Source organism: Metabacillus crassostreae, assembly GCF_016908395.1.
Classification (GTDB): Bacteria; Bacillota; Bacilli; order Bacillales; family Bacillaceae; genus Metabacillus; species Metabacillus crassostreae.
This window is the reverse complement of record NZ_JAFBDU010000004.1, coordinates 176,217-199,050: the sequence shown is the minus strand read 5'-3', so window position 1 is coordinate 199,050 and position 22,834 is coordinate 176,217. Positions and strand designations below refer to the sequence as shown.

19 protein-coding genes and 1 riboswitch are annotated in these 22,834 nt (G+C 35.2%); of the genes, 6 read left to right on the top strand and 13 right to left on the bottom strand.

From position 1 onward, the window contains the following. Nucleotides 1-107: 107 nt before the first annotated feature. Both JOC75_RS14400 and JOC75_RS14395 read left to right on the top strand, forming a co-directional pair. Nucleotides 108-335: a hypothetical protein gene (locus tag JOC75_RS14400; RefSeq protein WP_204954739.1), complete on the top strand. Its 228-nt coding sequence runs from the start codon at nt 108-110 to the stop codon at nt 333-335. A gap of 20 nt (nt 336-355) precedes the next feature. After that, a complete protein-coding gene (locus tag JOC75_RS14395) occupies nt 356-493 on the top strand; it encodes a hypothetical protein (RefSeq protein WP_204954738.1) in 138 nt (45 codons plus the stop codon). Nucleotides 494-976: 483 nt separating this feature from the next. Here JOC75_RS14395 and JOC75_RS14390 read toward each other — a convergent pair whose 3' ends face one another. The 5 genes from JOC75_RS14390 to JOC75_RS14370 form a co-directional block, all read right to left on the bottom strand. Further along, nucleotides 977-1,954, bottom strand: coding sequence for a carbohydrate kinase family protein (locus tag JOC75_RS14390; RefSeq protein ID WP_204954737.1), 978 nt, complete (start codon nt 1,952-1,954; stop codon nt 977-979). Nucleotides 1,955-1,972: 18 nt separating this feature from the next. Next, nucleotides 1,973-3,436 (bottom strand): sucrose-6-phosphate hydrolase, encoded by a 1,464-nt coding sequence (locus tag JOC75_RS14385; protein WP_204954736.1) that lies wholly within the window; start codon nt 3,434-3,436, stop codon nt 1,973-1,975. Between the two features lie 106 nt (nt 3,437-3,542). Further along, nucleotides 3,543-4,970: a sucrose-specific PTS transporter subunit IIBC gene (locus JOC75_RS14380; RefSeq protein WP_204954735.1), complete on the bottom strand. Its 1,428-nt coding sequence runs from the start codon at nt 4,968-4,970 to the stop codon at nt 3,543-3,545. A gap of 144 nt (nt 4,971-5,114) precedes the next feature. Then, on the bottom strand, nt 5,115-6,101 hold the full coding sequence (locus tag JOC75_RS14375; RefSeq protein ID WP_204954734.1) for a LacI family DNA-binding transcriptional regulator: 987 nt from the start codon (nt 6,099-6,101) through the stop codon (nt 5,115-5,117). A 698-nt stretch (nt 6,102-6,799) separates the two neighbouring features. Beyond that, a complete protein-coding gene (locus JOC75_RS14370) occupies nt 6,800-7,258 on the bottom strand; it encodes a DUF3841 domain-containing protein (protein WP_204954733.1) in 459 nt (152 codons plus the stop codon). A gap of 350 nt (nt 7,259-7,608) precedes the next feature. On the opposite strand from JOC75_RS14370, the gene JOC75_RS14365 reads away from it, so the two are divergent. The 3 genes from JOC75_RS14365 (at nt 7,609) to JOC75_RS14355 (ending at nt 11,405) form a co-directional block, all read left to right on the top strand. Next, nucleotides 7,609-8,361: a hypothetical protein gene (locus tag JOC75_RS14365; protein ID WP_204954732.1), complete on the top strand. Its 753-nt coding sequence runs from the start codon at nt 7,609-7,611 to the stop codon at nt 8,359-8,361. Then, complete coding sequence (locus JOC75_RS14360; RefSeq protein WP_204954731.1) at nt 8,354-9,070, top strand: hypothetical protein; 717 nt, start codon at nt 8,354-8,356, stop codon at nt 9,068-9,070. Before JOC75_RS14365 ends, JOC75_RS14360 begins: the two co-directional genes overlap by 8 nt. 280 nt (nt 9,071-9,350) lie before the next feature. Continuing rightward, complete coding sequence (locus JOC75_RS14355; RefSeq protein WP_204954730.1) at nt 9,351-11,405, top strand: catalase; 2,055 nt, start codon at nt 9,351-9,353, stop codon at nt 11,403-11,405. Between the two features lie 134 nt (nt 11,406-11,539). Here the strand turns inward: JOC75_RS14355 and JOC75_RS14350 are convergent, their stop codons facing one another. From JOC75_RS14350 to JOC75_RS24270, 8 genes are all read right to left on the bottom strand, one after another. Then, nucleotides 11,540-12,901 (bottom strand): aspartate kinase, encoded by a 1,362-nt coding sequence (locus JOC75_RS14350; RefSeq protein ID WP_204954729.1) that lies wholly within the window; start codon nt 12,899-12,901, stop codon nt 11,540-11,542. Nucleotides 12,902-13,276: 375 nt separating this feature from the next. Continuing rightward, nucleotides 13,277-13,999, bottom strand: a complete 723-nt coding sequence (locus JOC75_RS14345) for an amino acid ABC transporter ATP-binding protein (protein WP_204954728.1) — start codon at nt 13,997-13,999, stop codon at nt 13,277-13,279. Then, on the bottom strand, nt 13,996-14,652 hold the full coding sequence (locus tag JOC75_RS14340) for an amino acid ABC transporter permease (RefSeq protein ID WP_204954727.1): 657 nt from the start codon (nt 14,650-14,652) through the stop codon (nt 13,996-13,998). The genes JOC75_RS14345 and JOC75_RS14340 overlap by 4 nt, the downstream gene beginning before the upstream one ends. Nucleotides 14,653-14,838: 186 nt before the next feature. Further along, on the bottom strand, nt 14,839-15,663 hold the full coding sequence (locus JOC75_RS14335; protein WP_204954726.1) for a basic amino acid ABC transporter substrate-binding protein: 825 nt from the start codon (nt 15,661-15,663) through the stop codon (nt 14,839-14,841). A 444-nt stretch (nt 15,664-16,107) separates the two neighbouring features. Next, nucleotides 16,108-17,109: an ABC transporter permease gene (locus JOC75_RS14330; protein WP_204954725.1), complete on the bottom strand. Its 1,002-nt coding sequence runs from the start codon at nt 17,107-17,109 to the stop codon at nt 16,108-16,110. Nucleotides 17,110-17,111: 2 nt separating this feature from the next. Further along, nucleotides 17,112-18,614, bottom strand: coding sequence for a sugar ABC transporter ATP-binding protein (locus tag JOC75_RS14325; RefSeq protein WP_204954724.1), 1,503 nt, complete (start codon nt 18,612-18,614; stop codon nt 17,112-17,114). A gap of 167 nt (nt 18,615-18,781) precedes the next feature. Further along, nucleotides 18,782-19,906 (bottom strand): sugar ABC transporter substrate-binding protein, encoded by a 1,125-nt coding sequence (locus JOC75_RS14320; RefSeq protein WP_204954723.1) that lies wholly within the window; start codon nt 19,904-19,906, stop codon nt 18,782-18,784. 109 nt (nt 19,907-20,015) lie between these two features. Beyond that, nucleotides 20,016-20,127: riboswitch (SAM riboswitch) on the bottom strand. A gap of 341 nt (nt 20,128-20,468) precedes the next feature. Further along, a complete protein-coding gene (locus JOC75_RS24270; RefSeq protein WP_264191567.1) occupies nt 20,469-20,594 on the bottom strand; it encodes a hypothetical protein in 126 nt (41 codons plus the stop codon). A gap of 310 nt (nt 20,595-20,904) precedes the next feature. Between JOC75_RS24270 and JOC75_RS14315 the strand changes: the two genes are divergently transcribed. Then, a complete protein-coding gene (locus JOC75_RS14315) occupies nt 20,905-22,575 on the top strand; it encodes a glutamine--tRNA ligase/YqeY domain fusion protein (RefSeq protein WP_204954722.1) in 1,671 nt (556 codons plus the stop codon). Nucleotides 22,576-22,834 lie beyond the last annotated feature (259 nt).

Sequence of the window (22,834 nt, the reverse complement as noted above, 5' to 3'; positions counted from 1 at the left end):
ATGACAATAATGATTGAGTTATTCTCTATCTCTGTATCAATATTTAAGAATATTTTCCTTTATGCTAACTCATCATAAGATGAACACTTTTAATGGAGATGATAGTTGTGGATAGAAGGAACCAAAATTCAGAAGTTACACCACATTCAGATGGTGAAAGAGAATCAATTATCAATGACTCCCTTTCAACAGCAGGTGCTCAAATGGGGATTAAAATGGATAAAGATAATGAATTCCACCAGGAAAAAAATCCATTTTATCACCCTATCGTCACTGATCCCTCAATGGTTGAATTTGAGAAGCTTATGAGAGGAAAAAAGGTAGAAGAAGAATAAACGAAAGGTGTGAAGCTAAGATGTCTGATTGGAATGAACAAGCAGCACCAAATAATAACTTACCTGTTAAAAATCTTCGTGCTATTAATGGAAGACTAAATAAGGAAAGCTCATTTAAAAGTAGCTCTTCTAAACAACGTTCCCAACAAAAAGATTAGAAATGCTAACATGTAACTATCGAGTTTCGTATAAATGTAAAAAATTTCAGTTTCAATAAAGAGGCTGGGACATAAGTAAAGAAGTCATAAAAAAACGAATAAATCTAAATTCAGATAAGCTGAAAGAAACAAGTTCGTTCCATTGCGCTGCAGACACTCGCTTTCCACGGGGAGGAAGCTGTGCTCCACAGCTACTCCTACGGGGTCTCAGCCTTTCCTCTATTCTAAGTAGGTGCCCTAGTGTCTTCCGCTCCATTCCACTAGTTCTTAATTAGTATACAAAGTCAAAAATTCTATTGAAGACTGCAAATAAAAACCCGTACTATTAGGCGAATGATTAATCGAAATATCACCTAATAATTCGGGTTTTTCATTAACTTACATACTTATGTCCCAGCCTCTTTTATTTTTGTCCAACATTCTGTAATAATTTCTAAGCAATTTCTGTGTTATTAAGAAAATTTAAAGGCGCAAACCACATATCTATTGTTCATGCTTTGTCATAAACTCATAAATTTCTGCCTTTGTTGGTAAAGCAGATATTGCACCTTTACCTGTTGTTGTTAAAGCACCACTCGCATTAGCATATGAGAGTATTTCTTGATGATCTGATTGTAGTATTGACTCTAGTTCAGAAAGCGATACGTTCTTCTCGAGAAGCTTATATAAAAATCCACCGATAAAAGCATCGCCAGCTCCTGTCGTATCTTGTACGTCAACTTTATAGCCATTCGATTGATAGCTTTTGTTCTGTACATAAAGCTCAGCACCTTTAGCACCACGTGTGTATATTACTGCCTTAACATCACCGGTAAATAATGAAGATATTGCTTCATCCTCATTTGCTATTCCAGTTATAAATTCCAGCTCTTCATCAGATATTTTCAAAATATGAGCTTCTGGAATAAAAGATAAAATCGTCTCACGACACTCTTCAGGAGAGTTCCATAAGGGCAATCGCACATTAGGATCAAAGCTAATTATTCCACCCTTTTCTTTCGCATATCCCATCGCTTTTTTATGTGCTTGTTTCATCGGACTTTCAACTAAATCAACAGAGCAAAAGTGAAGAATATCTCCCTCTTTAAACCAGCTCTCCTCAATTTCATCCTCTGTTAAAAGTAAATCGGCAGAAGGATTTCGATAAAAGGAAAAATCTCGTTCTCCATCTTCTTTTAAAGAAACAAAAGCTAATGCTGTATTAGCTTCATTTGTTCTAAATACATGGTCTGTGTTCACACCAACATTTTTTAATGTTTCGATAAGGAAATCACCAAATGCATCTTCGCCAAGCTTTGTAATCATTGAGGAATTTGCTCCTGACTTTGCAACGGCAGCGGCTACATTTGCAGGCGCGCCTCCTGGTGCTCTTTCAAAGGAAGTGACATCTTTTAGCGCCATCCCCTTTTGTGCTGGAATAAAATCTATTAACACTTCACCAATTGAAAACAAACTTCCCATGAAAATCATCTCTCCTTATTAAATATCCCATTTCTCAGCATAAAATGTTGTAGATCCACCATTAGAAAAGAAGCGAATTTCATCACTTTCTTTTCTAGGAAAAATTCTACTAGTAAATACCTCTTCACCATCATTTATAAATACCTCAACAGACGAAACATCAACAAATAAATGGAACTTAATTTGACCATTTGTAATCAGACACTTTCTTTGTTCACCATACTCTTTCGCCACAGGTTGTCCAGATTTACTACGATCTACTATAATCTCTTTTTCTATGCTATCAAACATAATGCTTGTATATTCATCATCACTAGCACGTATTTCGATTCCAAACTGATTACTATCAATTTCTATTAATTCACAAATTAATTCGAATGATACTCCTTTAAAAACATTTATTGTTTCATTTGAAATTGTCGCTTCAATAACTTGTTTTGTTTTCCTCAGTTTTTTTAATTCTTCTATAGGCTTTTGAATTAATTTGCCTTCTTTAATTGTTAATTCTCGTGGTAATGTTAAGCAGTGTGCCCAACCATCCTGATCTGTAGGATAATCAATTTCAGGCAATCCCATCCACCCAACTAAAATTCGTCGACCATCCTGAGCTAATGTTGTTTGTGGAGCATAAAAATCAAAGCCGCGATCAAGCTCATAAAATCGCCCATGAGCAAACTCTTTCATTTCTAAATCCAACTTTTGTCCAACCAAATATCCTGATTGATAGATATTTTGAAACTCATCACCAGATTTCTCAATTCCTTGCGGAGAAAAAATGAATATACCATGATCATTATCTTCAAAATAGTCAGGACATTCCCACATATATCCAAACTCATTTAACTGAGTTTTCATTTCCCCTAAAAATGTCCAGTCAAGAAGATTATCCGATTTATATAATACCGCACAGCCTGTTAGATTTTCTCTTTGTGCCCCAATAATCGCATAAAATAAATCACCTGATTTCCATACTTTAGGATCTCTAAAATGATCAGTGTATCCAGAAGGTACTTCAGTAATATTCGCTTGCTGTGGTTTTGTCATCCTACCTTGATTGTTCATTGTCGCAACAACCTGATAAGGATGACGTTCCCAGTTTTCGTCACGAGTATTTCCAGTATACATTAAGTATAACGTATCATTATGCTCGATTGCACTTCCAGAATAGGCACCATGGCTATCATAATCATGATTTGGTTTTATTCCCACACCAACATTCTCCCACGTAACAAGGTCTTGTGACTTTGTATGGTACCAGTATTTGAGTCCGTGAACTGGACCTAGCGGAAACCATTGATAAAACAAATGATATTCACCATTAAAAAAGCAAAAACCATTAGGATCATTTAATAATCCTGTTTCAGGCTGAATGTGAAAGTTCTGTCTCCACTCACTATTATTTACTTTCTTTTTTAATTCTTCCATTTCATTTATATCTATTTCTTCAAGTCGACGATATCTCATCTCTTTTGTCCATTCCATAAAGCTCGTTCCCCTCAAATTGAAAATATCGTGAATAATTTATTTAAGTCTCTAAAAATAAACATAGGAGAATCGTCTAAATGATTGATTCTCCTAAACTATTTGATTAGTTCTGTTCTTTTTTTAGTGCTCTTTTTCCTAAAATAAAGGTTACAGTGAAGGCTACTGCGCATGAAATAATCATACCGATTACGTAGAATGTAATTGAACCTGTTTTAATTGAGATAATTCCAGGAAGTCCTGCTGCCCCTAATGCAATTGCTTTTACTTTGAAAAGCCCTATAAATCCTGATGCTACAGCAGCTCCAACAATTGCCCCAATAAATGGATAGCGAAGCTTTAAGTTAACCCCAAACATTGCTGGCTCAGTAATACCTAGTAATGATGAAATACCAGCTGCTGATGCTATACCTTTTATTTTTGCATCACGAGTAATTAATAAAACAGCTAGTGTTGCTGCACCTTGGGCAACATTTGACATAGCTGCAACAGGGAAAATAAATGAACCACCTGTTTTCGCAATATCAGCAAGTAACTGTGTTTCAACAGCAATAAAGCTATGATGCATTCCTGTAATAACAACTGGTGCATACGCTAAACCAAATAGTGCTGCACCAATAAATCCTGTTGTATCATATAACCAAATCAAACCATCTGATAAAAGATTTCCTGCTGTTCTTGTTAGTGGACCAACTAATGTAAACGTCAATAAACCTGTAATAAAAATTGATAATAACGGTGTTAATAGGTTATCTAATGAAGACGGTGTAATCTTACGTAAATTTGTTTCAATTTTAGCTAAAATAAATGATGCTACTAATACTGGTAAAACTGTTCCTTGATAACCGATCTTTGCAATCTCATAACCTAGTATATTCCAATACGGAATTTCCCCACTTGTTAAAGCTGCACCGTAATTATATCCATTTAATAAATCTGGATGAACCATTAACATTCCAAGTGTTGCACCTAAGTATGGATTACCACCAAAACGCTTTGTAGCTGAAAATCCAATTAAGATTGGTAGAAAAACAAATGCCGCATTTGCAAATGTATTTATAAGTGCTGCTAAATCAGCTATTCCTGGATTAGCTTCTACAAGTGACATCCCATCTACAAATAAATCAGAAGCAGTTAATAGATTGTTAAGTCCCATTAATAATCCACCGGCAACAATTGCTGGAATAATCGGGACAAATATATCAGACAACATCTTAACGAAACGTTGAAGTGGATTCATTTTCTTTGAGCCTGCACTACTAACGTCCTTTGTTGACATTTCTTCCATTCCAGTAAGCTTTGATAGCTCATTATAGACATTGTTGACAGTACCTGATCCTATAATAATTTGATATTGTCCTCCAGTTGAAAATGTCCCTTTAACAATATCCATTTCATCTAATTTCTCTTGATCTACCTTTTCTTCATCATGCAAAACAAGTCGTAATCTTGTCGCACAGTGTGCAGCAGCAGAAACGTTTTCTTTTCCGCCTATTGCAGCTAAAATTTCTTGTGCTATTTGTGGATAGTTCATTTATCCTCACCCTTTACTAGTTTTAGTATGTCGCACGGAACCGGTTCCTTAAACAAATAAAAAAATATTATTGGTACCGGTTCCATTCCTATTTAAAATAAAAACCGATAAAATGGAACCGGTTTCGAATAAATTATATATCGCTTACATTCGATTGTCAACACTTTCTCTTTCAACCATTTTGACATTAGAAACAGTCAGTTTTTCTACAGCTTCTCCATTAATGAGACGAATCATTTTTTCAGCAGCAAGCTCTCCAGCATCTTTATAAAAAAACTTAACTGTTGTTATACTAGGGTGGATAATCTCGGTTACTTCATAGCCTCCAAAGCCTGTAATCGACAAATCAGTTGGTATGGATAATCCTCTAATTTGAGCAGCCTTTAAAATGCCAAGTGCAATATTATCTGTCGCACAAGCGATAATTGTTGGTGCGTGCTGATCCACAATTTCACTGAATTTCTCGGTTGCATCTTTCACACTAAAGCTTGTTTCAAAATACATCACATCAATATTGCTTGCTTCTTTTATAGCCTGTTGGAAACCTCGTTTTCTCTTAACACCAACTGCTATATCCTTCTCTGTTACACCCAAATAAGCAATCTTTTCGTGACCGTTAGTTAAAACATGTTTACCAAGTAGGAAACCTGCTTCTTCATCATTATGTATTAAGCTATAGCAATGCTCACTTTCCTGTCCAACAAGTAACACAGGCACATCTACTTTTTCAAATGCTTCTAGATGCTGATCTGTGACTTGTGTAGCAAGCAAAATAATACCGGCTATCTTTTGATTCGCTAAATTATAAATGCTCTCAATTTCCCGTTCTAAATCCTGACTTGTATTTGATATAAGTAATTGATAGTTTTTCTCTCGTAGTCTTTCATCAATTCCAATTAAGGTCTCTGCTGTAGCATACGAATTTAATCTTGGTACAATTGTCCCTATGATATTCGTTTTCTTTGCCTTTAAACTACGGGCAAATGTGTTTGGAACATAACCAGTCTCACTTATCACTCTTTCTATTTTCAAACGTGTTTCTTTTCCAACAGATCCCCCATTAAGAAATCTAGAAACAGTGCTTTTCGCAACCCCTGCAAGCTTGGCAATTTCACCAATTGTCATATTCATACAACTCCACATTCATGTACTTTGCTTTATAGTATACACCAAATTGTTGGGGGAGTTAAAATAAGTATTATTGAGTTTGTTATGTTAAATTTAGTTTAATAAACAATTTGATTTAATTTCTTTTAATTAAGCTCTTTTCTGAAAGATTGTTGCTAATTGACGTCTTTATCTGTTAGAACCAGTGTATTATCGTATAAAAGGTTCGATTTGCAGAAGAAAAGTTGCCACTAGACTTTATACAGAGTTCTTTCTATCAGGTTTCTAAAAGCAACAAAGTTTACGAAACAGCCTTTAATTAAGACTATATTCATAAACTTTGATGCTAAATAAAAAGTCTAGGGAAGGTTGATTTGCACTACAGGATGCTCGCTTTCCGCGGGGTGGGCTGTGAGCCTCCTCGGTGCACAGCACCTGCGGGGTCTCACCTGTCCCACTACTCCCGCTGGAGTCTCGTACCTTTCGTTCCAATCAATCTTAATTAGTTCAGTACGTAAGAACTATAAAAACTACAACCTTTGGAAAAACAACTTGTAAAATAGAATCTACACATACTTCTAAAATAAATGAATCCTGGAGTTAGAGAAATGTTACTAACAGGTTAATTTGTGTACACTGTTATAAATGTCCTCATACTCATATGTTTCATCGAGCGATAAACTCTTTCTCCAGTGATATTTCATGTATGAAAATTCTACCAGTTACACCTTGAATCGAACACACTCTCCCCACTCGGTATGACTTTCTAGATAATGTAAATCAAAGATTTTTTCCCAACTCTTTATTATTGATTCTGATGTTAATGTAAGTTCAGCTTCTTCTCTAGCTTCAATATTGCAGTATACTCCGTCTAATACAAAATGCCATGCTTGAAAATCTGATAAAAGAACCCTATCTTCATCAATATTGATTTTCAGCAGCACTCCCTTCTCTTTCTTATTTAAATGTCCACTTCTTCTTAAATCAGGCCTAATCATCCATAGCCATATAGGGTAATTATTTTGATCATAATTTTTTAATTTTGAATTCATTTGATTCATCATCCAAAGATAAGGCTCAATAAACTCCGGCCAGATATATTTCCTTTCACCCTCAAGATAACCTAGCCTTTTTATCTGCTCCCATTTTCCAGCTGATTGGATCGTCCAATAAATACCCATAAACACCTCTTATTTGAAACAATTATGTTAATAGACTATTAATACTAGTTCATTTTCGATAAGAACCAGAAAAAAGTAAAGTTACTGAAAATGAACTAATGAAGTTGATTACTTGCTTCACATTCCCTCACAAGTTTGTGGAAGAGTGTTAGTGATAAGTAAACTGTTGTATAATTATGACAAATGTATATGCATTATTAATTATATACAATATCTATTTACTTGAGTAATAACATTCTCGAAGTATCACTTTGATTTTATTTTCAGATTGATTTCTACATGTACATTTAACACTAAGAATAGTTAAGTAGGATAATAGGAGAATTCATATAATAATTGGGGTGTGATGATTGGAGATTAATTTGGATTTTGAATGGAATATTATCCAGGTGGTTTGCACAATCCTTGCCTGGGGATTACTTGCTTTCCTTGGGTGGCGCATATATCGTTCACAGCATGTTGATAAGCAGCCGCAGCTTTGGAAAATAATTATCATCGTGTTTATTGGAATTTTTTCTTTTTCTATTAATCTTCCATTGTTTGAAGAAATTCTTTCTTTAGCTATTCTTCCTCTTGGGGTTTGGATTTCATATGGAGTATTAAAGGGTAAAGGCCGATGGTTGACATATAGAAAATATGCTTGGTTGGGTTTCGCTGGGAATTATTTCTTTTTGGGAGCTACTATATTGGCTATCGGAATATCAGGAATTCTTTATCCGAAGAATGAAGTGGAAACATATCTTGCTGATGTTTCCGAAGTGGAGTTACTTTCTATCCATCCTTCCGGAAAAGAAGTTAACATTAGCGTTCCGAAGCTAGAAGAATCTCTATCTTCTTTTAAATGGGAACGTTCAAATGTTATTCAATGGCATGATGAAATGATAGAGCAAAAGTGGTCAGCTGAGGAGAACAAGGAGCAGGAGAAGGTTCAAGAGAAATTTCCCTACCTGTTAACTAATGTGAAAGCTAAAGCAGGCCAAAAGGTTCGTGTGTATGTGGAATCCGATGGAAAAGGATTACTTGTTACCATAAAAGACCGCCAATTCTATTTTCGTTCGAATTCAGCTTCCTTTTTGAATGAAAGGGGGAGTGACAATGAGTAAAAAGAAGATATCGCTTCTACTATTCATTGCTGGTCTTTTAGCTGTAAGTACATATGTAATGTACATATTAATGGTAGCTAAAGACTTTTATACCGAGGAAGAGCTAGTAGAGCAACTCCCACTTATAACACCAAAGAAGGAAATTCAAGATATCATTCAATTAGATGAAAAAACCTATTTTGTTCCTTTCTTATCAGATGATGGCTCTTACGGCACAAGTATTTGGGTATGGAGTTTTGGTAAATGGGAATGTGTTGGCACAAATTCTGGTTCAGGTCCAACGATTCTAGCGAATAACGGGAATTCTTATATTTATTGGAACATCCATCCTCATGATCAGGTTCGGGAGTGGGAGATCTATTTAACATCCGAGAGAAATTACTCTGTAACTAATGCCAATAGTGAGAACCGCGTGGAGGTTTATTTTCCAAAAGTTCAAGTAAAAGATACGATCAAATTAGAAAATGAAAGCTTTGGATATGCTGAACTGTCACCTAAATGGAAGGATATTATTGGATCTTTTGATTTCAATCCTACTCAATCTGGACTTTTACCTTCTAGCCACTACTATATATTTCAATATCAAGCTTATAATGATCAACAAAAAGCGATAGACCTTGAACATACATTTCGTAAAGGCGGAGGTGGCACATATACAGGAGATTATATTCATCACATGCAACAGGTGATGCTTAACGATCTAGAATAGAGGTAGTCTCTTAAAACCTAAGAAGGAATGTTTAATGAAATAGAAAGAAGTCTAATAGAATAATTGATTCCTACTAGTTAAAACAACCTATATATAAGAAAAGATATTCATAAAATCGCTTAATAGATTAAAATTTATTACCTTCTTCAACAAAGCTCCTATACCTACTAATAATTAAAGATTAAAAAAATTTACAAAATACGGGTTTTTTCTCACTCTTAGGTGGGTAGGTAATAATAGATTAGTTTACATACAAGACTCTATCAAAGGGAGCGATTTTATGAAAAAAAATGAAAATATAAATGGTAATAGCAAAAATGAGCAATTGGAACAGTTTCGTGTTAATGATGAAGGGAAAAACCTGACTACAAATCAAGGTCTAAAGGTATCTGAAGATGAATTTTCTTTAAAAGCAGGAGAACGCGGACCAACATTAATGGAGGACTTTCATTTTCGTGAAAAGATGACGCATTTTGATCATGAGCGAATTCCGGAACGAATCGTTCATGCTCGTGGTTTTGCAGCACATGGTGAATTTGAAGTATATAAATCAATGGAAAAATATACAAAAGCAAAGTTTTTACAAGATCCAGCTGTGAAAACACCTGTCTTTGTTCGATTTTCGACAGTAGCAGGCTCACGTGGCTCAGCTGAAACGGTAAGAGATGCCCGTGGTTTCTCAACAAAGTTTTATACAGAAGAAGGAAATTATGATTTAGTTGGGAACAACATTCCAGTATTCTTCATTCAGGATGCTATTAAATTTCCTGATCTCATTCATGCAGTTAAACCAGAGCCTCATAATGAGATCCCACAGGCAGCTAGTGCTCATGATACATTTTGGGACTTTGTGGCAAATAATCAGGAATCTGCACATATGATCATGTGGCATTTATCAGATCGTGGTATTCCGCGAAGCTTTCGAATGATGGAAGGATTCGGAGTTCATACATTTCGCTTTGTCAATGATGAAGGAAAAGCTCATTTTATTAAATTTCACTGGAAACCTGTACTAGGTGTGCATTCTCTTGTATGGGATGAAGCTCAAAAGATTGCTGGGAAGGACCCTGATTTTCATCGCCGAGATTTATTTGATTCCATTGAAGCAGGAAACTTTCCAGAGTACGAATTAGGTGTGCAATTAATATCTGAAGAAGATGAATTTAAATTTGATTTTGATGTGCTAGATCCAACAAAGCTTTGGCCTGAAGAGGATGTACCAGTTAAAATCATTGGTAAGATGACTTTAAATCGAAATGTAGATAATGTTTTTGCAGAGACAGAGCAAGTAGCATTTCACCCTGGTCATGTTGTTCCCGGAATTGATTTTACGAACGATCCATTGCTACAAGGTCGCCTGTTTTCTTATACAGATACACAATTAATCCGCCTAGGAGGCCCTAACTTTCATGAATTACCAATAAATCGTCCTGTTTGTCCATTCTTTAACAATCAACGAGATGGATATGGTCGCCAAACCATTAACGTAGGACAGGTAAGCTATCATAAAAATTCACTAGCTAATAATACACCTAAGCCTGCAAGTAAAGAAGAGGGTGGATATGTCCATTACCAGGAAAAAGTAGAAGGGCATAAGGTTCGAAGTCGAAGTGATAGCTTTAAAGATCATTTCTCTCAAGCTACTTTGTTTTGGAATAGTATGAGTGAGCCTGAGAAAGAACATATTGTTAAGGCATTTAGCTTTGAGCTCGGGAAGGTAAAAAGCAAATCAGTTCAACAGCAGGTAGTCGATATGTTTGCAAACGTTAACCTAGAGCTAGCATCTGCATTTGCATCTGCAATTGGTGCTAAACCACCTGAAGCAGGAGGATCAGATATAACAAAGTCCTCTCCAGCGTTAAGTCAGTTAAATACGAAGAAAGTACCGAATACTCGAAAGGTTGGACTCATTCTCGGTGCCAATTTTAAAGGTGAAGAGGTTATGAATGTTTGTAACGCTCTAAAAGAAGAAGGTATTTTAGTTGAAATAATTAGTGACAAGCTTGGTTATTTAAAAGGGGCAGATGATAAAGAGCTTGAAATTGATCATACATTTCTTACTTGTGACTCCGTTCTTTTCGACGCAATTTATGCTGGGGGCGGAAACGATGTAAAACAGAAGTTCAAACAAGAAGCATCCTCGTTTATTAAGGAAGCATTCTCTCATTATAAAGCCATTGGAGCAACCTTTGAAGGCATTGACTGGCTTCCGGAGGATGTAACTAAAGATAGTCCTGGCGTTATAATTGAAAATGAAAATATGGATAACTTCTCAGTCGATTTTGTCCAAGCCATTTCTACTCATCGTCACTGGGACCGCAAGTTCGTTCAATAATATTCTATAAGCCTATTAAAGTAAAGCAATCCGAAAGTAAGTGGATTGCTTTACTTTTTGTATCTCTAAGAAAACAAAAGGGAGCGCGATTCAAATTAGAATCATCCTCCCTTCTTTACTACTCAGTTTTACTTTTATACAGGAACCGCAACAAAAAATTCATTATAAAGTGCCTGAACCGCACGTTTTTCTTGTGGTTCTTTTACTCCGAACATCATGCTTACCTCAGATGATCCTTGGTTAATCATTTCAATATTAACTCCAGCATCTGCTAAGGCTTTTGATGCACGAGCTGTTGTTCCTACATTATGGCGCATTCCTTCTCCAACAACCATAATTAGTACAAGATCATGCTCAATGATGACCTCATCAGCTTGTAGCTCTGTCATAATACGTTCGATAATTTTCTCTTCTACCTTTTTAGTCATTTGTTTTTGTCTTAAGATAACTGTTACATCATCAATTCCAGATGGAACATGCTCATATGTTAATCCATAGTCCTCTAAAATTTGCAGTAGCTTACGACCAAATCCTATTTCTCTATTCATTAAGTATTTACTAATGTAAATGCTACAAAATCCTTTGTCACTAGCAATTCCTATTACTGGACCATTTGAATTGGCACGCTCGTTCACAATCCTAGTTCCAGGTGCTATTGGGTTATTCGTGTTTTTCACATTAACTGGAATCCCTGCACGAAATGCTGGAATCAAGGCTTCATCATGGAAAACTGAAAAACCAGCATAAGAAAGCTCACGCATTTCTCTGTACGTTAACTCAACAATCTCTTTTGGATTTTGAACAATTGTTGGATTAACAGAGTAAACAGCATCAACATCTGTGAAGTTTTCATATAACTCAGCTTTAATGCCATTAGCAAGAATAGAGCCTGTAATATCAGAGCCACTTCTAGAAAAAGTAAGCACTTCACCACTTTTGCTATAGCCGAAAAATCCTGGAAAAATGATGATTCCTTTTCGCTCACGAAGTTTATATAAATTTTCATATGACTCAGGTAACACTTGAGCATTGCCTGGTTCATCTGATACCAATAATCCTGCATCCTTAGGGTTCACATATTGTGCATCAATACCACTATGCTGGAAATAAGCAGCAATTAGTTTTGCGTTATTGTCTTCTCCACTTGCTTTTATAGCATCTAAATAGCTTTCTGGCTTGCTTTTATCACTAGCTAACAATTGTTTTAAATCATTAGTAATAGTATCTATAATATCAGAGGAAATTGATAATTCCTTTACAATGCTTTCATAACGATCAATAATGGCTTGAAAGATTGCTTCAGCATCTTCATTTTCTAGATGCTTTTCTGCACATTCAATAAGCATGTCTGTAACCTTGATATCATCTGAATGACGTTTCCCAGGAGCAGACACCACAACTACTTTGCGCGATGGATCTGAGACAACAATTTGTAATACCTTTTTTAATTGTTCACCTGATGCTAAGGAAGAACCTCCGAACTTTACAACCTTCATTTCTACAACTCCTACTATTTAAAATTTTCTGTCAAATTTTAATCCTTATTATCACCCTTTTTTCATAAATAATCAAGAGTTTTCTTCCCAGAAAGAACATTTGTATTTTTTGTATGGACACAATAATACTTCTTCACGTAAAAAAGAGACATTATATTGTCTCTCTTTTCTATTGCTATAGATATTTATTTTTTACGTTTTCAGTTCAACTATTCTTAAATACCAAATTTACTCTCTAGATTTGAATCAAGCGTTTGTTTAAGTCTGGCTTCGAAACTTTGTTGCCTTTGCAATTCAACAACATATCAATGAAAACAATAGTTTAACTGCAAAACTTGGGCAATTAGCAACAACTTTTCAAGAAAAGAGCCTTATTTAAAGAACCTTACTTAAAAAGGCCTTTGTTCGTTCTTGCTGAGGGTTATCAAATAGCTCGTTTGGGACGTTTTCTTCTACTATATATCCACCATCCATGAAAAGAACACGATCACCTACTTCTTTTGCAAAGCCCATCTCATGAGTAACGACAACCATTGTCATTCCCTCTTTTGCGAGCTGCTTCATTACTTCAAGAACTTCTCCTACCATTTCTGGATCAAGAGCAGATGTTGGTTCATCAAACAGCATAATTTTCGGTTCCATAGCCAGCGCTCTCGCAATCGCTACTCTTTGCTTTTGACCACCAGATAAGGAGTTTGGATAGGCCTGTGCTTTTTCAGCTAATCCAACCTTTTGTAGTAGCTTCATTCCTCGATCTTTAGCTTGTTCCTCACTTAGCTTTTTCACCTTCATTGGAGCCAAGATAATATTTTCAAGCACCGTTTTATGAGGAAATAAGTTAAATTGTTGAAAAACCATTCCCACATCTTCGCGAATTTTATTAAGATCAGTTTTTTTATCTGTTAAATCAACACCATCAATCAAAACTTGTCCACCTGTTGTTGATTCTAGTAAATTTAAACAGCGTAAAAAGGTCGATTTTCCAGAGCCTGAAGGACCAATAACAACAACAACCTCTTGTGGCTTAATTGTCGCATTAATATCTTTTAGTACCTGATTTTCACCAAATGATTTCTTCAATTGTTTTACCGTAATCATTCCGTCGTCAACCTTCTTTCAAGTTTATTAAGTAGGAAGCTTAGTGACAATGTTAAAATTAAATAAATAACGGCAACAGTTAAGTATGGCTCCCATACACGATAATATTGAGTTGACATCGCTCTTCCCCAATACATAATCTCAGGAGCTGCTACAACAGCTGCTAAAGAAGACTCTTTTATTAACACGATAAATTCATTTCCAAACGGTGGAATCATACGCTTAAAAGCCTGTGGCAAAATAACATGTGTCATTGCTTGAACATGGTTCATTCCAAGTGATCTTGCTGCCTCCATTTGACCGCGATCAATTGACTGAATTCCCCCTCTAAAGATTTCAGCAATATAGGCCGCAGCATTTAATGAAAGAGCTATAATAGCTGCTGCAATCCCATTTGTTTCACCAGTAAAAAGTGGTACAACCCCAAAATGAATTAATAGTATTTGCACAAATAAAGGTGTACCTCTAAAAAACGTAATATACATTCTAAAAGGAAGCGCTAGCAATTTATTGTTCATCATTTTCCCAAGTCCAATACCAAGACCAAGAAGCGTTCCAATTAGAATCCCAGCGAGAGATAAGCCTATGGTTAACAAAGTTCCCTTTAATAAAAATGGCGCATATTCAACAATAATATCAAACCTAAAATCCATTTATATTCCTCCTAAACAAAAGCATAAGCGCCTTGGTCAGCATCAATTTTCCTTTATTCTTACTTTTTTCATAAAATAATAGCTAGCGCAAAAATATTATTTTATGAAAAAAGCCTTCATGAAACACTTCTCTAAAAAGGAAAAATTGCGTATCACTACAATTCTAGTGGTACGCAAATTTTTCATTTATTGTTGTGCTTTTAAATTCTCTACATCTGGCTCAGAACCGAACCACTCATTATAAATTTCAGCATATTTGCCATTATCTAATACTGTATTGATTGCTTTATCAAAATCAGCTTTTAACTCACTACCTTTAGGAAACATTAAACCATAATATTCTGCAGCAAAGCTATCCGCATCTTCAATAACAACTAACTTTTGATCTGGGTTATTTTTTACATATTCTTCAACAACCGTATTATCAGCAACTACAGCATCTGCTCCACCACTAGTAAGCTCCATAATTGCTAAGTTATTATTTTCAAACTTTTTTATATTTGAACTGTTTTTCCCTAATAATTCATCCACAGCTTCTTGACCTGTAGTACCAGCTTGAACGGCAACAACTTTATCTTTTAAATCCTCAGCAGATTTAATATCACTACCCTCTGGTACAAGAATTTTATTTGTAGATAAGAAATAAGGTGAAGTAAAGTCATACGTTTGCTTACGATCATCATTAATCGTAATAGCAGATACAGCAAAGTCAGCAATTTCATCTTTAATTTCTACGAAAATTGGATCCCAACCAACATTGACAATCTCAACTTCATATCCAGCTTCTTTTGCAACTGCTTCAACAAAATCAATATCAAACCCAACAATTTCACCCTTGTCCATGTACTCAAAAGGTGCATAAGCAGCATCTGTAACAACTCTTAGCTTTTCTTTTTTCTCTGTTTCAGCTGCTCCATCACCTTCACCACTAGATGAACTCTGACTTGATCCACATGCAGCCAAAGCAAAAGTAAACGTCAGCACCATTAACATCATTAATAATTTTTTCATCTTTTAAATCCCCCTTTATTTCATTATAATGCAAAAATTCTGATATTTTTTTTTGTATTTTAAGTAGCTCTTATTTTTATAGATCTACTAATTAACTGGACTAGCAAACTATGTATGAAGTATATCAGAATATGAATTATAATACAATATGATGTATAAATAACTTTTATTAGAATAGAATTAATTTTCTATTAATAACGTGATATTTACTATATACCTAATATAATCCAGGATATTTAATTTTATTTCAATTGGATCGTTACATAATCTCACATTAATAAATTATAACGTTTAGTTTTAAGTGCTTATAAAATTACTTATATTTATTCACCTTTTCTTTGGATATTCCTTTTATTTTTCATGTATGGTTAAAATTTCAATTTTAAATAGAAGTTCATAAAAAATAAGATGCATCCCTGTTACGAGAAGCATCTTACTTGAGAGTTATTTTAGCTTATAATACGTCAGCGCTAGCGCAAAAGCTAGCACTGCCCCTTTTACAATATCCATTGCAAAATAAGGAACTGACATCATAACAAGTCCATTCTGTAAGATTCCAATTAATACAGCACCAACAAATGTTCCAAAAGCGTTAGGTTTACCAGCTCCTAGAACAGAAAAGCCGATAAATGCTGCTGCAACTGAATCCATTAAATATGGTCCTCCTGCATTAATTTCCGCTGTCATGACTCTAGAAGCTAAAATAATACCACCAATGCTTGCAAAGAGTGCTGAAAGTAGATAAGCAGCAACTTTATATTTATTAACAGGAATACCAGATAACCTTGCTGCCTCAATATTTCCACCAATCACATACATATACCGTCCATGCTTTGTGTACGTAAGGAATATATGAACAACTACAACAATGACAACCATAATAATGATAATCCAAGGAACCTGACCTAGCTTTTGAAATAATGGACTAATTAAGCCTGTTGCAAACGAACCGTCAGGCATGACCATGTTTTGTGAAACGGTTGCTCCTTTTGTGTATGTGAGAGCAATTCCTTGAACGATAAACATGGTTGCGAGTGTAATCAGCATATCAGGGACTTTTAGCTTGATAATAAAAAATGAATTTAATGCACCTACTAAAAGTGAGGCAACAATCGCTGAGAAGATAGCGATAAAGGTATTCTGTGAAAACCATACAAACATGGAAATGACAATTGCATTAGAAACTGATGCAACAGATCCTACTGATAAATCAAATCCATTGACTGACAGTGAGATTGTTATTCCTATCGCAATGATTGTCACGATAGATATTGAACGTAGAATATTAATAAGATTATTTCCTTGAATAAACGCTGGATTTGATAATGCGAAAACAGCTACAAGTACAACAATTGTTAAAATTGTTCCATATTTATATAAAAATTGAAAAAGATCGAAAGTATTTTTAGATGATTTTTTAGCTTGTACAGGATTTAATTCACTCATCCTTAGTTACCTCCTGTTGAATAATATAGTAAATCTGCTTCTGTTGCTTCACTAGTCTCAAGCTCTTTTACAGTCCTACCATCGTATAATACATACACACGATTAGTAATACCGATTATTTCAGCGAGCTCTGATGATGCATAAATAATTGCTTTTCCTCTACTAGCCAGTTCACAAATCAATTCAAATATATCTTTTTTAGCTCCAACATCTACACCTTTTGTTGGCTCATCAAAGATATAAATCTCTGCATCTGCTATTAGCCATTTACCAATCGCAATTTTTTGTTGATTCCCACCAGATAGGTTTTTAACAATTGCTTCCTCAGATGGAGTTTTAACACCAAGGCTTTCAATCACCTCCACCGCACGTTGTTTCTCTGCTTTTCGATTCAAGAAGCTAAACGGTCTTGTAAACGCACCTAAATTTGCTGCGGTTAAATTAGTCACAACAGATTCGTTTACAAGTATTCCTTCCTTTCTTCTTTCCTCTGGAACCAATGCTATTCCTTGTTTAACTGCATGATATGGAGATGTAAGTGTTAGCTTCTTTCCATGCAGCTTCACTTCACCTGATGTGATCTTTGTTTCGCCAAACAGTGCTTTGCATAATTCTGTTTTCCCAGCTCCAACTAACCCAGCAATGCCAACTATTTCACCCTTACGAACTGACATTGACACATTTGATAGTTTATCAGCATCATGAAGATTGCTCACTTCATAGATTACTTCACCACATTCAGAGGCTTTTTTAGGAAATTGTTCCTCAAGCTCTCTGCCTAGCATGTTTTCAACGACTTTGTTTTGTGTTGTATGTTTAATCAGCTCATGTGTAACAAGCTTGCCATTTCTCATGATTGTAATTTCCTCACAAACCTCAAAAATCTCTGGAAGTCGGTGTGAAATAAACACAATGCCAACATTCTTGTCCTTTAATTCTTTCACAATTCTAAAGAGTTCTTTCGTTTCTGCATAGCTAAGAGGGGCTGTTGGTTCGTCCAAAATTAAAAACTTACAATCTGTTGATACTGTTCTAGCAATCAGTACCATTTGCTTCTCTGCTAGCGTTAACTCACTTACTAGTTTTTTAGAGGAAACATTTATATTTAAAGTTTTCAGGATATCTGTAGCTTGTTTATGCAGCTCTTTCCAATTAATAAATTGCTTTTTCCCCATATCATTAACTGTACTTGAAAGCATAATATTTTCACCAACCGTTAAATAGGGAATTAACGCAGTATCTACTTCTTGATGAACAATTTGTATTCCATTTACTAATGCATCCTTTGGTGAACGAATATTCGTTTTCTTACTATCTAGCAAAATATCACCTGTATAGTGATCATAAGCTCCTGATAACACCTTCATTAATGTTGATTTACCTGCACCATTAGCACCAATCAGGGCATGAGTTGTTCCACTCTTCATCGTAAAATCCACACTATCTAAAGCTTTTACACCGGGGAATTCAATTGAGATATTAGTCATTTTTAAAACAGATTGCATTTAGTTGTTCCTCCTCTCTATTTTTAAAAGCTGTATTTTTGTTGTTTCGCATAGCTTTTCTTTCACATGGAATTGTTTAATGAGGGGTTCGTATACATTTGAGGAATAAAAGGTAACACTCTCTATAAGAAATAGAGAGTGTTACCTTCGTTTTCTACTTCAAAACTTTATTTTTTATAATATTCTTTTAACGTTTTCATCCACTCTTCTTCAAATGCAGTAGATTGTCCCCAGCCTTCAATTGTATCTGCTAGGTTAACCATGTTAATTGGTTCACTAGATTGTAATAAAGCTTCTTGTGAAATTAATGAAGCCTCTAAATTATAAGTTGGAGGTGTTTCTTCACCAGCTAATTTTTTTGCTAATAATCTCATATCAACAGCTCCAATTAACTTTGGATCAACTGCTGCTGTATATTTCCATGAGCTTTCTTCTGTTTGAATTTCTTGAAGATCTGCGTTAGATACATCGATACCATAGATTTTAATTTCATCTCGACCAGCTTCTTTAATCGCACGTGCTGCACCAATTGCAAAAGCATCCCATGTTGCAAAAATCGCATCAATTTCACCTTTAGGATGTTTGTTAAGCATAGAAGCTACAGCATTTTGTGTTTGAACAGATGTATCCTCAGCTGCCACTCCAAATCTCTCAATCTCTTTAATACCTGGGTTTTTATCTAAAATTTCTTGATATACTTTATTTCTTCTAACCATTGGAGGAAATCCATCTACCCAAAGATACGCTATTTTGGCCTCACCATTAAAATCCTTCACTAACTGATCTAACGCTAGTTTTGCAAGTGCTTCATCATCCTGTGAAGTTAATGTTACTCCGTCAATCGTTGATAGCTTGTCATTTGAATCAAATGTCACAACACTCTTACCTGCATCAACTAGCTTTTGAACAGCCTCAACTGTTGCATCATCATCACCATGTGAAATAATAAAACCATCATAATCTTCTGTTAAGCCTTGTGCGATTGCATCATGGAACTTCGCTGTATCACCATTTGCAGTGAATACATCAACTGTAAAGCCAAGTGCTTCTCCTTCTTCTTTCGCACCAGCTAAAAATTGTGCCGTGTGATCGTCTCCACCAATTTTACGAATAACTTTAATTTTCGCACCTTCACCCTTTGCAAAGCGTTCTGGTACATTTTCTAATGAAACATCTGGATTACCTTTACTAGCTGTTGATTCAGCAGAATCTCCACTTGAAGAACAACCTGTTAGTAGTAAAGTAAAAGCTAAAATGAAAATAAATGCTGAATTGAAAAATTTGTTTTTCATGTTAGTTAACTCCCCTTTTCTCTTTTTAAAATTTTTGTTTACTTATAAAAACATCAAAAAACCTCTCTAAGATAGAGAGGTTTCACCGTAAAAAATATAGGGATCGCCTCTCTTATCTTCCAAAACCTTTACGGTTCTGCAGGATTTAGCACCAATTCTAATTTGTATAGAACGGTTGCCGGGCGTCATCGGGCCAGTCCCTCTGCCACTCTTGATAAGAGATTAGTTTATGAATTTAAGTAATTTAACAATATGTCTACTTTAATAGGGGATCGCATTAATGTCAACCACTATTTGAAATTTTCTAATTTATTAATTTTTATTTTTAGTTGGAAATCAATGTTGTGAGGTGGGCTTACAGCTTGATGTGTGACGGTTTTTGTCGAATGATGGATTAATTGAAAAAGTTGATGGAATATCAATAAAAGTTGAATGATTAACGCCTAAAGTTGAAGGAATCTCATGAAAAGTTGACGGATTAACGTCTAAAGTTGATGGAATAACAATAAAAGTTGACGGATTAGCGAACAGGTAAGCATCATATAGTGCTTACCTGTTTAAATTATTTTCTTTTTTGGCTTTTCAGTTTGTTCATTTCAAGTTCTGCTGCATATTCTTCTTGTGATTTGCCTTGCTTCTGGCTTTCTGACTGGATTTTTCTGAATTTGTTATCATTTAAGTTCGGCATATTTCCACCTCCTTATTGATTTGCTTATTTTCTACATTTTCTTCCGGATTTATCCCAATGTGACATTTCGCTCTATTTTTTTATGATCATTAGTATACAGATTCCATGTTTCTGCAATTATATATACTATTAACAAAATATGGCCTGTACGAAAATTGCAATTCCTAAATATTTGAAAAAATTCATGGTTGATTAAACTTTTTATCGTTTTACCTAGAAAATTACCTATGTAAAATTAACCTTTTGCTTATCTATTGGTATAATGGTTGGAAGGACTTATTTTACATATAAAAGAAAGGTTTGATTTAACTTGGAACACAATTCCTCAAACTTTATTAGAAGTATTATTAAAGAGGACCTAGAGACCGGAAAACGTGACAATGTATATACTCGATTTCCACCTGAACCGAATGGCTATTTACATATCGGTCACGCAAAATCAATCGTTATTAACTTTGGATTAGCTGATGATTTTAAAGGGAAAACCAACCTAAGATTTGATGACACAAATCCTTTAAAAGAAGATACAGAATATGTTGAAGCGATTAAAGAAGACGTAGCATGGCTCGGGTATGAATGGGATGGTATGTTCTTCGCTTCTGACTATTTTGAAGAAATGTACAACCGCGCAATCCTTCTTATTAAGAAAGGGAAGGCATATGTTGATGACTTAACTGCTGATGAAATCAGAGAATATCGCGGAACCTTAAAGGAGCCTGGCAAAGAAAGTCCACATCGCAATCGATCTGTTGATGAAAATCTTGATTTGTTTGATCGCATGCGTAAAGGTGAGTTTGCGAATGGTGAGAAGGTCCTTCGTGCCAAAATTGATATGTCCTCACCAAATATCAACCTACGTGACCCTGTTATCTACCGTGTTGCACATGCATCACACCATAATACAGGAGATGCTTGGTGTATTTATCCAATGTACGCTTTTGCTCACCCTCTTGAGGATGCAATTGAAGGGATCACACATTCATTATGTACAACAGAATTCGAAGATCAACGTCCATTATATAACTGGATTGTTGAAGAATGCGAAATGGAAAATAAGCCACAACAAATTGAATTTGGTCGCTTAAATATTACAAATACTGTTATGAGTAAGCGAAAATTAAAGCAGCTTGTTGATGAAAAATATGTTGATGGCTGGGATGATCCTAGAATGCCAACGATCTCTGGATTAAGAAGAAAAGGATACACTCCAGAATCCATTCGTGAATTTGTTAAAGAAACAGGTGTTTCAAAAGGATCTGGTTTAGTAGATGAAGCAATGCTTGAGCATTTTGTTCGTGAAGATCTTAAGCTAAAAGCTCCACGAACAATGGGAATTTTAAAGCCACTAAAGGTGGTCATTACAAATTATCCTGAGGATCAAGTGGAAATGCTAGATGCAGAAATTAACCCAGAGAATCCTGATATGGGAACAAGACAAATACCTTTTTCTCGTGAAATTTACATTGAACAAGAAGACTTTATGGAGGATCCTCCAAAAAAATATTTCCGACTATTCCCAGGCAATGAAGTCCGCCTAAAGCATGCATACTTCATTAAATGTGAAGATGTGATTAAAGATGACGCTGGTAATGTTGTAGAAATTCATTGTACGTACGATCCTGAAACAAAGAGTGGCACTGGTTTTACAGGTCGTAAAGTAAAAGGAACTCTACACTGGGTCGATGCAAAACACTCACTACCAGCTGAATTCCGTTTATACGAGCCACTTATTCTTGATAAAGAAGAAACAGAAGATGAAGCAGATCAATCAGAGGAAAAAACATTCCTTGATTATGTAAATCCAAATTCATTAGAAATTTCTCAAGGCTTTGTTGAACCAAATATGGAAAATGTGCAAGCACACGACAAATACCAGTTTTTCCGTCATGGCTACTTTAATGTAGATCCTAAGCATACAACAAAGGAAAAGGTAGTTTTCAATCGCATTGTTTCATTGAAAAGCTCTTTTAAATTAAAATAAATGTAAAAGGGATGGCAATTGGTTTTGTCATCCTTTTTGTGTTTGGGTGTTAATTAGAAAGATTATTGGTGCTTATGACGACCTTTTGCTCGGGGTTTTCTCTTGCTTATGGGCTTTATCGGCTTTTTGATGGACTTTTGAGTGCGCTATCCTCTCGCTTTTGTCCTTCATAAGCTCTATGATGACCTTTTTCTCATGCTATCCTCTCGCTTTTGTCCTTCACCTACTCTAAAATGAACGTAATATCATCAAACACAAA